The sequence below is a fragment of the Pseudomonas sp. Z8(2022) genome, from assembly GCF_025837155.1.
Lineage (GTDB): Bacteria > Pseudomonadota > Gammaproteobacteria > Pseudomonadales > Pseudomonadaceae > Aquipseudomonas.
Genome location: NZ_CP107549.1, coordinates 1,732,062 through 1,744,615 on the forward strand (window position 1 = coordinate 1,732,062; position 12,554 = coordinate 1,744,615).

Here is a 12,554-nt window from a genome sequence, read left to right on the forward strand (position 1 = left end):
CTTTCCCGGGGCGGGCATTTCGACAGGGCGAAGAAAAGGGGGAGGGCGCGAGCGCCCGTCCCCCTTTCTGCCTGGCCGCCGTCTCTACCCGACGGCGCTCAGATTCATTGCGTAGTGGTCAGAAGTGATACTTGACCAGTGCCTGCACCGCAGTCTGATCGAAGCGGTCGCCCGAACCATCCACCGGTTTCACGCCGTACTTGGCACGCCACATGTTGATCTCGGTACCGACATAGAGCTGACGCTCCTTGCCGAACAGCGCCTTGCCGGCATCCCACTTGACCTGAATCGAGGAGCCGACCGAGGTCTGGGTGCCGGCGTCGCGGGACGGCGAGCGCCAGTCGAGGAAGCCGTCGATCACGAAGTCCTGATCGCCCAGGCTGAACGGATACGCCGCGCTGACGGTGAGCTGGGTGGCGTAGCCGTTGCTGCCCGCGTCGGCGAAGAAGGTGTGGTTGTTGATCTTCACCTGATACAGGTTGGTCTTGAAGTAGCTGAAACCCGGGACTTCCCAGTCCAGGCCGATGCCGTACAGGTAGTTCTCCGGTCCCGGACCGCCGTTGCCTTTCTCATAGGTGAATGCGGCGAACACGTCCTTGATCGGGCCGGCTGCGAGCTTCTGCCCTGTCAGCCAGCTCAGGCTCACGCGTGGCGAGAACTCCATGTAGTAGAAGGAGTCCTTGTCGTGCTGGCGGAAGGTGCCGTTGTCGAAGCTGCCGCGTGTCTGCACGTTATCGGCGCGGATGTAGTCGAGGAAGTAGAAGATGTCGCCCCAGGCCCAACCGCTGGCGTGCTCGAAGGTGAAGGTGGTCTGGGTGCGCTGTTCTTCGCCATTGAAGTTCATGCGCTGGAAGTTCTCGCCATACAGGTACGACAGGCTGTTGTCCTGCCAGTAGAGCAGGTCGCCGGCGAGCGCTTGCTGACCGGAAAACAGTCCGGCAGAGAGGGCCAGGCAGTGAGGCAGATGCTTGAGTTTCATGAATTGTCCTTGTTTTTTGAGGTGCAAGCAGGTGCCTCCCGGCAGCGGGCTGCCGGGAGCGGATGGAGGTTGCTGTTGGGGTTTGTCAGCTGGTGCGCGCGTCCGGGGTAAGGTCGCGGCTCAAAGTCTTGAGACTGTTGTCGACGCTATCGTCGTCCTGGCGGTTCTGCAGCACGGTGTGCAGGTGCGCCTCGGGATCGTAGTCGTCCTCTTCCACTTCCTGCTGCTCGTCTGGCAGGAAAATGTTCAGCACGATGGCGCTGAAGGCTCCGATGGTGATCGGTGAGCCGAAGATGTTCTTCAGCACATCCGGCATGTGCGAGAGCACATCCGGCACGCCGGCCACACCCAGGCCCAGGCCCAGGGAAATGGCCACGATCAGCACGTTGCGGCGGTGCAGACCGGCTTCGCTGAGAATCTTGATGCCGGCCACCGCAACGGTGCCGAACATGATCAGGGTGGCACCGCCGAGTACCGGCTTGGGCATCAGCTGCAGCACCGCGCCGACCACCGGAAACAGGCCGAGCAGGACCAGGATGCCGGCGATGTAGAAGGCCACGTGGCGGCTGGCCACGCCGGTGAGCTGGATCACCCCGTTGTTCTGGCTGAAGGTGGTCATCGGCAGGCTGTTGAACATGGCCGCCACCGCCGAGTTGCAGCCGTCGGCCAGTACTCCGGACTTGATCCTGCGCATGTACAGCGGACCCTTGACCGGCTGCCTGGAGATGATCGAGTTGGCTGTCAGGTCGCCGGCGGTTTCCAGCGGGGTGACCAGGAAGATCACGGCGATCGGCACGAAAGCGATCCAGTCGAACCCGAAACCGTACTTGAACGGTTGCGGAACGCTGATCAGAGGCACTGCGGCCATGTCGGCGAAGTCCACTCGGCCGGTGAGCCAGGCAACGGCGAAGCCCAGGGTCAGGCCGATTATCACCGCCGAAAGGCGCAGTACCTGCGATGAGGCGCGGTTGAGCACGACGATGGTGCCCAGCACCAGGCCGCCGAGGGCCAGATGATGCAGTGCGCCGAGATCGGCTGCGCCGTAGCCGCCGGCCAGGTCGGTCATGCCGACCTTGATCAGCGATAGGCCCATCAGGCAGATGATGGTGCCGGTCACCACCGGGGTGACGACCTTGCGCAGCTTGTTGATGAACTGGCTGAAGGTAATCTCGACGAAGGCCGCGCAGAAGCAGATACCGAACAGCGTGGCGAGTATTTCCTCCTCGCTGGCACCCCGGCCCTTGGCGATGAACCCGGCGCTGAGCACCACGCTGAGAAAGCCGAAACTGGTGCCCTGCAGGCAAAGCAGGCCGGAGCCGATCGGGCCGATTCGTTTGGCCTGGACGAATGTGCCGAGGCCGGAGACGAACAGCGCCATGCTCACCAGATAGGGTACGTGGGCGCCGAGGCCCAGAGCGCTGCCGACGATCAGAGTGGGGGTGATGATGCCGACGAAGCTGGCCAGCACATGCTGCAGCGCCGCGAAGATGGCAGGGGCGAAAGCTGGGGTGTCGTCCAGCTGGTAGATCAGGTCGTTGTTGACGACGGGCGTAGCCGGAGCTTGGGTGTTGCTGTCTGTGGTCATGTCAGAGCCTGCCATTTGTTTTTATACGGTCATGGGCTTGCACGAGGCTTCACGGCACCTCTGTCCTGTCCGGCAGAAACCTGTCTAGTCGGTCGGGATGTCCCGACTATAGCAACTTGTGGACATGGTTAAAAACAATTTATTTCTGGATTGTGCACAAAAAATGAACCGCCGGTCAGCTCGCGCTGCCGGCGGTTCATGGGTGTAAAAAGATGCCGCACCCGGCATGGGCGCGACATGTGTGGCAATCAGTTGATCTGGGCGCCCTCGGCAATCCAGCTGCCGATCAGGTCGCGTTCGTCCTGGGTCATCTGGGTGATGTTGCCCAGCGGCATGATCTGCGAGGCCACGGTCTGCGCGTGGATCTTCGCAGCCTGCGCCTTCATCTGCTCGGGGGTGTCGAGCATCAGGCCGGCCGGGGCAGCGCTGAACATCGGGCTGGTCGGGCTGGCCGAGTGGCACACGGTGCAGCGCTCGTGAATCACGCTTTCGACCTTGGCGAAGTCACTGGCGCCGGCGTTGGCGGCTGGTGCGCCTTGCGCGCCTTGCGCATCGGCGGTCTGCTCGGCCGGGGCTGCGGCTTCAGCCTGCTCGACGGTGTTCGGGCTGCTGCTGGCCGGCTGCTCGACGGCTGCCACCGGGGCTGCGGCAGGTGCACGGTGCGCCGGGGAGGTGACGTAAGCCAGGCAGATCATGCCCAGCGCCGCGGCCGGCAGGGTCCAGACGTACTTACTGCTGTCATGACGGGTGTTGAAGTAATGACGGACCAGCACGGCCAGGATCGCGATACCGGCGAGGATCAGCCAGTTGTACTGACTGCCGTAGGTGCTCGGGAAGTGGTTGCTGATCATGATGAACAGCACCGGCAGGGTGAAGTAGTTGTTGTGGCGCGAACGCAGCAGGCCCTTGGCCGGCAGCAGCGGATCAGGCGTGGTGTTGGTTTCGATCGCCTTAACCAGTGCGCGCTGGGCCGGCATGATGGTGAAGAACACGTTGCCGACCATGATGGTGCCGATGATGGCGCCGACGTGGATGTAGGCCGCGCGACCACTGAATATCTGGCTGAAGCCGTAGGCCGCCGCGATAATCAGGACGAACAGTACGGCGCCGAGCAGGGCGGTACGCTTGCCTAGTGGCGAATCGCAGAGGAAGTGGTAGATCACATAGCTGACCGCCATGGAGCCGAGGCCGATGGCGATGGCTGCAGCGGGTGCCAGATCCACGCCCGGCTTGACCAGATACAGGCTGGGGTTGAGGTAATACACCACCAGCAGCAGGGCGACGCCCGACAGCCAGGTGAAGTAGGCCTCCCATTTGAACCAGTGCAGGTTCTCCGGCATCTTCGGCGGAGCCAGCTTGTATTTTTCCAGGTGGTAGATACCGCCGCCGTGAATGGCCCAGAGGTCGCCCGACAGGCCCTCTCGAGGGTTGCTACGGTTGAGGTTGTTCTCCAGCCAGACGAAATAGAAGGATGCGCCGATCCAGGCGATACCGGTGATCATATGGATCCAGCGGATGCCCAGGTTTAGCCATTCAGTGAAATGTGCTTCCACGATTCGTACCTCTTCCCCGGGGGAGGCACGCCAGCCCCGGGCTTCTCTTATTGGTGGGGGTTGAGGAGAAGGAACTCGTCCTCATTGAAGAAATGCTCATCGCAGTTGTTGCCGGAACCACTGCGATCAACCACCAGGAAGTCATCCCGCTTTTCGATCGTCAGCACCGGATGGTGCCAGACGCCGCGATGGTAATTGACGCCCTGCCTGCCATTGCTGAGGAAGGCACGGACGGACCCTGATACAGGTACATCGCCAAGTGGCGCGACCACGATCAGAAAGGGGTTGCCGAGCAGCGGGATGAAAGCCTGGCTGCCCAGCGGATGGCGTTCCAGCATGCGGATGGTCACCGGCCTTTCCAGCATTTCGGCGCTGAAGATGCTGATGATGGCCTTGTCCTCCGGCTGTGCGGTCTCCACGGTGGCCAGCTTGTGATAGCGGCGGGTGGAGCCGTTGTTGATCATGAAAAACTCGCTGCCCTCGGTTTCGATCACGTCACCGAAGGGGGCGAAGGCTTCTTTGCTCAGAGGCTCGATGGTCAGGGTGCGCATGGTTGTTCTACTTGTTCTGTGCGATTGGGGGCTGCAGCGTTACATCTGCTGCAGGCGGAAGAGGGCAATCTTGTTGATCTCGGCCAGCGCAGTGGCGAATTCCTGCTCCGGCGTGTTGTGAATGCGCTCCTCGAAGGCTGCCAGAATCTGGTGGCGATTGCTGCCCTTGACGGCCTTGATGAACGGAAAGCCGAACTTGGCCTTGTAGGCGTCGTTGAGTTCGGTGAAGCGGGCGAACTCCTCGGCGGTGCATTCGTGGATGCCGGCACCGGATTGTTCGGCGGTGCTGGAGGCGGTCAGTTCGCCGCGCACGGCGGCCTTGCCGGCAAGATCCGGGTGAGCATTGATCAGCGCAAGCTGTTGCTCGTGGCTGGCCGACAGGAGGATGTCGGCCATGCGCTGCTGCAGGCCGTCGATGTCATCTACCGAAGCGTCCACACCGAGGTCATAGGCCTTTTCGGCCACCCAGGGCGAGTGCTCGTAAATGTCGGCAAAGGCGGCGACGAATGCTTCACGGCTCAGTTGGGACGGGGTGAGGGTCTGAAAACGGCTCATGGGCGGCTCTCTTGTTCGGTCGCGCGGAAGGGGTGGGTAGCGTGCCAGTGCCTGGCGATATCGACGCGGCGGGCGCACCAGACCTTGTCATGGCTCTTCACATACTCGATGAAGCGCGCCAGTGAGGCCAGGCGAGCCGGGCGGCCGAGCAGGCGGCAGTGCATGCCGATCGACAGCATCTTCGGTGCGCCGGCCTGGCCCTCGGCGTAGAGCACGTCGAAGGCATCCTTGAGGTATTCGAAGAAATCGTCACCCTTGTTGAAGCCCTGTACCTGGGTGAAGCGCATGTCGTTGGTGTCCAGGGTGTAGGGGATCACCAGGTGCGGTTTTTCCGGCGTGCTGGCCGGGTCCCAGTAGGGCAGGTCGTCATCGTAGGTGTCGGAGTCGTAGAGGAAGCCGCCTTCCTCGCGCACGATGCGACGGGTGTTCGGGCCGAGGCGGCCGGTGTACCAGCCCAGCGGGCGCTCGCCGGTCAGCTCGGTGAGAATGCGAATGGCCTCGTACATGTGCTCACGCTCGGTGGCTTCGTCCATGTACTGATAGTCGATCCAGCGGTAGCCGTGGCTGCAGATCTCGTGACCGGCGGCGACCATCTGCCTGATCACTTCGGGGTGACGCTGGGCGGCCATGGCCACGGCGAAGATGGTCAGCGGAATGTCGTGCTTCTTGAACAGGTCGAGCAGTCGCCATACGCCGGCGCGGCTGCCGTATTCGTAGAGCGACTCCATGCACAGATTGCGTTGGCCCTGCAGCGGCTGGGCGGCGACCATCTCGGAAAGAAACGCCTCGGATTCCTTGTCCCCATGGAGGATGTTGCGTTCGCCGCCTTCCTCGTAGTTGAGCACGAAGGAGAGGGCGATACGGGCGTCGCCCGGCCAGTGCGGATGGGGCGGGTTTGCGCCGTAGCCGATCAGATCGCGTGGGTAATCAGCGTTCACTGCAGTCTTCCTATCTGGAGCGTTGCGGTCACTGCGTGCCGGATAATCGACGGCTACGCGACCGGGACGAGTAATTGTATACAAAGTTGTTGGGAGTTTGTAAATCGACTTTTCATCCTTTTCTTCGCGATATGCCCGAGCGTGAAAATTGTCCGGGTGGCCAGCAATTCACCCTGACAGAGGCGTTATAGCGGGCTTTCGATGAAATCTGATGTGAACCGATTTGGTGCGTTAATGGCAAGGGTGTCGATTTTATTGTGTACAATTCTGGCTAGAAATGTTTTATATTCGACCTGCATGCTATCCTGCCGTAGCGTCGCAGCAGTGCGACGAGTCGATTTCAACCGAGTAGAGGAGGTGTGGTGTTCGTCAGGCGCTCGCGCCACGAGCATCCGAGACCCATGGGACGTTTGACAACACATGTACTGGATGCCGCTCACGGCTGCCCAGGGAGTGATATCAAGGTCGAGCTGTATCGCGTCGAAGGCGCGCAGCTGGAGCTGATCAACAGCGTAACCACCAATCACGACGGCCGTTGCGATGCGCCGGTGCTGCAAGGCGAGGACTACCGTACGGGCGTGTATCAGCTGCACTTCCATGCCGGCGACTACTACCGCGCCCGTGGCGTGAAGCTGCCGGAACCGGCCTTTCTCGACGTGGTCGTTCTGCGCTTCGGTATCGATGCCGGTCAGGAGCATTACCACGTGCCACTGCTGATTTCTCCCTACAGCTACTCTACCTATCGCGGTAGCTGATGACGGGCGGGTTACCCGCCAGACGAATGCTTGTCACCCTCAGACTCGTTTGAGTCCCTATGCCCGCTCACACTGCGGGCTTTTTTTTCGCCTGCATTTCAGGGTTCCTGCTGGGGAGGCGCGCCGGCTCCAACTCGTTGCGCCTGTTGAAACAGTACCGGTGCGCATGGCGCACCTTAACGAGCGACCCGTAGCCCGGACGCAATCCGGGGACGGCGCCGTGTTTGCGGCGGATGAATCTGGCTGACGTTGCTGGGGCAAACGAAAAAACCCGGCACAAGGCCGGGGTTTCGCTCAGCACCTGGTTGTTGGCCGTCAGAGGAAGGCGAACTTGGCGATGAAGATGATGCACAGGGCGTACAGGCTCAGCGACACCTTGTCACCCTGGCCGGTGAGCAGTTTCAGTGTGGCGTAGGTGAGGAAGCCCAGGGCGATGCCGTTGGCGATGGAGAAGGTCAGCGGCATCATCACCACGGTGACGATGGCCGGAATGGTGTCGGTGTGATCCTTCCAGTCGATGTGCGCCATGCCGCTCATCATCAGCATCGCCACGTAGATCAGCGCACCTGCGGTGGCATAGGCGGGAATCATGCCGGCCAGCGGTGCGAAGAACATTGCGGCGAGGAACAGGATGCCGACGGTGATGGCGGTCAGTCCGGTGCGACCACCAGCAGCGACGCCGGCTGCGCTTTCGACGTAGCTGGTTACCGGTGGGCAGCCGACCATCGCGCCCACCACACTGGAAGTGGAGTCGGCTTTCAGCGCGCGGGACAGGTTCTGAATCTTGCCGTCTTCATCCACCAGGTTGGCGCGGTGGGCAACGCCCATCAGAGTGCCGGCGGTGTCGAACATGTTCACGAAGAGGAAGGCCAGGATTACGCTGATCATTGCCACGTTGAAGGCGCCGGCGATGTCCATCGCCAGGAAGGTCGGCGCCAGGCTCGGCGGCATCGATACCAGGCCGCCGTATTCCACCAGACCCAGGGCCCAGCCGATGGCTGTCACGCCGAGCATGCTGAACAGGATGGCGCCAAACACGTTGCGGTGGCTGAGCACGGCGATCAGCAGGAAGCAGACGGCGGCGAGCAGCGCAGTAGGATTGCCGAACGAGCCCATGGTCAGCAGGGTGGCCGGGCTGTCGACGACGATGCCGGCGGTTTTCAGACCGATCAGGCCTAGGAACAGGCCGACCCCGGCGCCCATGGCGAAGCGCAGACTCATCGGAATGCTGTTGAGCAGCCATTCACGGATCTTCGACAGGCTCATGAACATGAACAGCACGCCGGAGATGAATACTGCGCCCAGAGCGATCTGCCAGCTGTAGCCCATTTCACCGACAACGGTGTAGGTGAAGAAGGCGTTCAGGCCCATCCCTGGCGCCAGGCCGACCGGCCAGTTGGCGTACAGACCCATGAGGAAGCAGCCCAGGGCTGCGCCGATGCAGGTCGCGACGAAGGCGGCGCCGTGATCGATGCCGGCGCCGGCCATGATGTTGGGGTTGACGAAGATGATGTAGGCCATGGTGACGAAGGTCGTCAGGCCGGCCAGCAGCTCGGTCTTGATGGTGGTGCGGTGCTCGGTCAGTTTGAAGAAGCGGTCGAGCAGGCCGCCTCTTGCCAGTTGATTCGCGTGTTGTTCTTGTTTGACGCTTTCCACAGCGGGTACTCCTCATCTCTCTTGTTGTGTACCGCCCAGAGCGTTGCGCAAGGCTGGGCTCTCTGAGGCAGGCGGTGTTTTCGATGGTGCTTCCTGGCTAAGTTATTGACCGAGCGGTCAAGAAGTCACTCAGGCGCGATTATGATGTTGTATACAAAAAATGCAATTAATGTTTTTAATGTTGCGTTAATCGCACCAGTCGCCCATGCTGCTGCCAATCAGAGCGTATTTGGCGACAATTCGCAGGAGAGCCTATTTAATTCCTTTAAAAACAACGGGATATGAATGTGGCGCGTCTTGTGAGGTCAGGGGCAGGAATACCGGGTTGCCAGCCTTTCGAAGCCCTTATCTGCTAATGAACTGAGAAGGCAGCTATATATAAGGAAAGGATTTGTTGCGCTGAACCCTGTCCCGGGCATTGAACCGCCAGTAGCCAGCGTGTGATGTCATGCAGTGATTGGTGTGATGGCTGTTTGATTTGTGTACAATTGTCCCAATTCTTTTCTGATGTTTTTCGCTCGGTGCTTGTCAGCTACCGGGTAGAACACAGTAGAGTCGCACTGTCGCCGACTCTCATTGACGCGAGCCAGAATGAACGATCAATTGCAGCCTCTTAAGAAGCAGCCGCGTGCGGGCAAAAGCAGCCGCAGCGGGACTCAGGACGATGTCGTATATGCCCATATCTTCGATGCCATTCTTGAGCAGCGCCTGGCACCAGGCACCAAGCTGAGTGAAGAGGCGTTGGGCGAGATCTTCGGCGTCAGTCGCACCATCATTCGTCGCGCCCTGTCGCGCCTGGCCCATGAAGGGGTGGTGCTGCTGCGACCGAATCGCGGGGCGGTAGTGGCCAGCCCGAGCGTCGACGAAGCCCGGCAGATCTTCTACGCGCGCCGCCTGGTTGAGCGAGCCATCACCGAGCTGGCCGTCGAGCATGCCACCGCCGAACAGCTGGCCGAGCTGCGGCAGATGGTCAAGGACGAGCAGGACAGCTTCTCCCGTGGCGATCGTGGCGCTGGTATCCGTCTGTCCGGCGAGTTTCACCTGAAACTGGCCGAGGCTGCGCGCAATGCGCCGCTGGTGAGCTTCCAGCGCAGCCTGGTGTCGCAGACCTCGCTGATCATTGCCCAATACGAAAGCGGCAGCCGCTCGCACTGTTCCTACGACGAGCACAACCAGTTGATCGATGCCATCGAGGCGCGCGATGCCGAGCGTGCGGTGCAGTTGATGATGCATCACATGGATCACATCGACAGCAAGCTGAACCTGGACGAGGAAAGTGCCTCGGACGATCTGCACGCAGTGTTCTCGCACCTGTTGCAGACCAAGAAGAAGCCGGGCCGCAGCGCCGCCAATCGCTGACCGACTGCGTGTCATGAAAAAGCCCCGATGTTCGCGCATCGGGGCTTTTTCGTTGTGGCGACGATCTGGCCGAGGTGAGGCACGCTTGGGTAGGAGCGAATTCATTCGCGATGCTGTCGAGCCTTGCCTACGCCCTGATCGCGGATCAATCCGCTCCTACCAGGGCGCGCAGATGATCGATTTCAGTCGCGCTGATGCACCGATACACCAGCCGCGAAGGTTTCCTTCACCGTGCGGTCATCGCCGAGCATGGTCAGGGCGAACAGGCGCTCTTCCAGAGTCCTGGCCTGCTGCATGCGGTAGCCCATAAGCGGCGTGGCGTTGTAGTCGAGCACCACGAAGTCGGCGTCCTTGCCGGGCAGGAAGTTGCCCAGCCTGTCGTCCAGATACAGCGCGTTGGCACCGCCCAGGGTCGCCAGGTACAGCGACTTGAACGGGTCGAGCTTCTTGCCCTGCAGCTGCATCACCTTGTACGCCTCGTTGAGCGACTGCAGCTGGCTGAAACTGGTGCCGGCGCCCACATCCGTGCCCAGGCCGACGCGCACACCGTGTTGCTCCAGCTTGTTCAGGTCAAACAGGCCGCTGCCGAGGAACAGGTTGGAGGTCGGGCAGAAGGCCACTGCCGAGCCGGTTTCCGCCAGGCGCTTGCACTCGTCGTCGCACAGGTGCACACCGTGGGCGAACACCGCGCGTGGGCCGATCAGCTTGTGGTGATCGTAGACGTCGAGATAGCCCTTGCGCTCGGGGAACAGCTCCTTGACCCATTCGATTTCCTTACGGTTTTCGGACAGGTGCGTGTGCATGTACAGGTCCGGATACTCACCCAGCAGCTTGCCCGCCAGCTCGAGTTGCTCCGGCGTACTGGTCGGGGCGAAGCGCGGGGTGACGGCGTAATGCAGGCGACCCTTGCCGTGCCAGCGTTCGATCAGTGCCTTGCTCTCGGCGTAACCGCTTTCGGCGGTGTCGGTCAGGTAGTCCGGGGCGTTACGGTCCATCAGCACCTTGCCGGCGATCATGCGCAGGTTGAGTCTGTCTGCCTGCTCGAAGAAGGCGTCCACCGACTGCGGGTGCACCGTGCCGAATACCAGGGCAGTGGTAGTGCCGTTGCGCAGCAGCTCCTTGAGGAAGATCGCCGCTACGTCGCTGGCGTGCGCCTTGTCTTCGAACTGGCGCTCGGTCGGGAAGGTGTAGGTGTTGAGCCAATCCAGCAGCTGTTCGCCGTAGGAGGCGATCATGCCGGTCTGCGGGTAGTGGATGTGGGTGTCGATGAAACCGGGGGTGATTAGCGCGTCACGGTAGTGCTCGACCTCGACGCCCGCCAGCTTGGGCAGCAAGTCCGAAGCCGCACCGACCTCGGCGACCTTGCCGTTCTCGATCAGCAGGATGCCGTCCTCGAAATACTGGTAGGACTGCTCGACGCCGACGACGGCCGGGTCGGCGAGGCTGTGCAGGATGGCGGCGCGGTAGGCTTTGCAGGTGTTGCTCATTGTTCCAATCTCATGCGTAGGATGCGCTATGCGCATCGAAAAAATAGGGCGGGGCGCGCGGCGCCCCCGGCAGTGGAGGCCCGGATCAGGACCGGCGCGAGGCCGGCAAAAGCCTGGCGACGCTGGATTCGCCTTTCTTCACGTCCTGCCCAAAGCTGGCGTTGTAGGTGGCGATCACCTCGCCGGCGATGGACACCGCAATTTCCACCGGAAGCTTGCCTTTTACTTCGGCCAGGCCCATGGGGCAGCGCATGCGTGCCATCAGCGATTCTTCGAAGCCGCGCTCGCGCAGGCGGTGTTCGAACTTGACGCGCTTGGTCTTCGAGCCGATCAGGCCGTAGTAGGCGAAATCACCGCGTTTGAGGATTGCTGCGGTCAGCTCCAGGTCGAGCTGGTGGTTATGGGTCATGACGATGTAGTAACTGCCGGGCGGCATGTTCTCCACCTCGTCGACGACTTCGTCATTGACGATCTTCTCCACGCCGGCCGGGATGTGCTCGGGAAACTCGTTCTCCCGTGAGTCGATCCAGCACACCTTACACGGCAGGCTGGCGAGCAACGGCACCAGCGCGCGGCCGACGTGGCCGGCGCCGAACACGGCGATCTGCGCCTGTGGCTGACCCATCGGCTCGAACAGCAGCACGGTGGCGCCGCCGCAGCACTGGCCGAGGCTGGCACCGAGGGAGAAGCGCTCCAGGCGGGTGTCCTGGCAGCGGCTGGCGAGCATCTCGCGGGCCATTTCCATGGCCTTGTATTCCAGGTGGCCGCCGCCGATGGTCTCGAAGATGCGTTCCGCGGTGACCACCATCTTCGAGCCGGAATTGCGCGGCGTCGAGCCGCGTTCCTCGATGATGGTCACCAGAACGCAGGGCTCTCCTTTTTGCTGCAGGTCGGCGAGGGCGCTGATCCAGCTCATTTGCTCAGCCTCCAGGAAGGCGTGGTCTGGCCCGGGCGCGGCAGGCGCCAGTTACTTGGCGACGGATCGAGAATCGGTACCGGCGTCGGGCGTGCGGGCGGGTTATTCGGCTCGGTGTGTTTTGTCATTGTTGTACACCCATTCATCATTTGTTCGCCTTAGCAGGTCTGTGGGAGGCGCTTCAGCGGCGACAGTCGCGGCTAAAGCCCCTCCCACGGCA

11 protein-coding genes are annotated in these 12,554 nt (G+C 61.6%); 2 read left to right on the top strand and 9 right to left on the bottom strand.

Translation table 11 applies throughout. The features are described 5' to 3' along the window. Positions 1 to 118: 118 nt before the first annotated feature. The 6 genes from OEG79_RS08245 to puuE all read right to left on the bottom strand — a co-directional run bounded on the left by OEG79_RS08245 (position 119) and on the right by puuE (position 6,161). Positions 119 to 979, bottom strand: a complete 861-nt coding sequence (locus OEG79_RS08245) for an outer membrane protein OmpK (RefSeq protein WP_264148285.1) — start codon at positions 977 to 979, stop codon at positions 119 to 121. A gap of 85 nt (positions 980 to 1,064) precedes the next feature. After that, positions 1,065 to 2,579 (bottom strand): nucleobase:cation symporter-2 family protein, encoded by a 1,515-nt coding sequence (locus OEG79_RS08250; RefSeq protein WP_413247530.1) that lies wholly within the window; start codon positions 2,577 to 2,579, stop codon positions 1,065 to 1,067. A gap of 233 nt (positions 2,580 to 2,812) precedes the next feature. Beyond that, positions 2,813 to 4,117 (bottom strand): urate hydroxylase PuuD, encoded by a 1,305-nt coding sequence (locus OEG79_RS08255; protein WP_264148287.1) that lies wholly within the window; start codon positions 4,115 to 4,117, stop codon positions 2,813 to 2,815. A 47-nt stretch (positions 4,118 to 4,164) separates the two neighbouring features. Beyond that, the gene (locus OEG79_RS08260) at positions 4,165 to 4,668 is read right to left on the bottom strand and encodes an ureidoglycolate lyase (RefSeq protein WP_264148288.1); all 504 of its coding nucleotides are present in this window, start codon (positions 4,666 to 4,668) and stop codon (positions 4,165 to 4,167) included. A 39-nt stretch (positions 4,669 to 4,707) separates the two neighbouring features. Next, entirely contained in the window at positions 4,708 to 5,223 is a 516-nt protein-coding gene (gene uraD, locus OEG79_RS08265) for a 2-oxo-4-hydroxy-4-carboxy-5-ureidoimidazoline decarboxylase (protein WP_264148289.1), read from the bottom strand. Continuing rightward, entirely contained in the window at positions 5,220 to 6,161 is a 942-nt protein-coding gene (puuE, locus tag OEG79_RS08270) for an allantoinase PuuE (RefSeq protein ID WP_264148290.1), read from the bottom strand. The genes uraD and puuE overlap by 4 nt, the downstream gene beginning before the upstream one ends. Positions 6,162 to 6,562: 401 nt before the next feature. Here puuE and uraH point away from each other — a divergent pair, with 401 nt between their 5' ends. Next, positions 6,563 to 6,916: a hydroxyisourate hydrolase gene (gene uraH / locus OEG79_RS08275; protein ID WP_264148291.1), complete on the top strand. Its 354-nt coding sequence runs from the start codon at positions 6,563 to 6,565 to the stop codon at positions 6,914 to 6,916. 315 nt (positions 6,917 to 7,231) lie between these two features. Here uraH and OEG79_RS08280 read toward each other — a convergent pair whose 3' ends face one another. Then, complete coding sequence (locus tag OEG79_RS08280) at positions 7,232 to 8,572, bottom strand: NCS2 family permease (protein ID WP_264148292.1); 1,341 nt, start codon at positions 8,570 to 8,572, stop codon at positions 7,232 to 7,234. 591 nt (positions 8,573 to 9,163) lie between these two features. On the opposite strand from OEG79_RS08280, the gene OEG79_RS08285 reads away from it, so the two are divergent. Then, positions 9,164 to 9,931, top strand: coding sequence for a GntR family transcriptional regulator (locus tag OEG79_RS08285; RefSeq protein ID WP_061242525.1), 768 nt, complete (start codon positions 9,164 to 9,166; stop codon positions 9,929 to 9,931). Positions 9,932 to 10,113: 182 nt separating this feature from the next. Here the strand turns inward: OEG79_RS08285 and guaD are convergent, their stop codons facing one another. Together guaD and xdhC are read right to left on the bottom strand one after the other, a co-directional pair. Beyond that, positions 10,114 to 11,418 carry a guanine deaminase gene (gene guaD, locus OEG79_RS08290; RefSeq protein WP_264148293.1) on the bottom strand — a complete coding sequence of 435 codons (1,305 nt, stop codon included), beginning with the start codon at positions 11,416 to 11,418 and terminating at the stop codon, positions 10,114 to 10,116. 85 nt (positions 11,419 to 11,503) lie between these two features. Continuing rightward, positions 11,504 to 12,334 (bottom strand): xanthine dehydrogenase accessory protein XdhC, encoded by an 831-nt coding sequence (gene xdhC / locus OEG79_RS08295; protein WP_264148294.1) that lies wholly within the window; start codon positions 12,332 to 12,334, stop codon positions 11,504 to 11,506. Between the last annotated feature and the right edge of the window lie 220 nt (positions 12,335 to 12,554).

Excerpts from the sequence above, each read along its gene's own strand:
- OEG79_RS08245 (WP_264148285.1), bottom strand. The coding sequence starts at position 979 with ATGAAACTCAAGCATCTGCCTCACTGCCTGGCCCTCTCTGCCGGACTG.
- OEG79_RS08250 (WP_413247530.1), bottom strand. The coding sequence starts at position 2,579 with ATGGCAGGCTCTGACATGACCACAGACAGCAACACCCAAGCTCCGGCT.
- OEG79_RS08260 (WP_264148288.1), bottom strand. The coding sequence starts at position 4,668 with ATGCGCACCCTGACCATCGAGCCTCTGAGCAAAGAAGCCTTCGCCCCC.
- uraD (WP_264148289.1), bottom strand. The coding sequence starts at position 5,223 with ATGAGCCGTTTTCAGACCCTCACCCCGTCCCAACTGAGCCGTGAAGCA.
- uraH (WP_264148291.1), top strand. The coding sequence starts at position 6,563 with ATGGGACGTTTGACAACACATGTACTGGATGCCGCTCACGGCTGCCCA.
- OEG79_RS08285 (WP_061242525.1), top strand. The coding sequence starts at position 9,164 with ATGAACGATCAATTGCAGCCTCTTAAGAAGCAGCCGCGTGCGGGCAAA.
- guaD (WP_264148293.1), bottom strand. The coding sequence starts at position 11,418 with ATGAGCAACACCTGCAAAGCCTACCGCGCCGCCATCCTGCACAGCCTC.
- xdhC (WP_264148294.1), bottom strand. The coding sequence starts at position 12,334 with ATGAGCTGGATCAGCGCCCTCGCCGACCTGCAGCAAAAAGGAGAGCCC.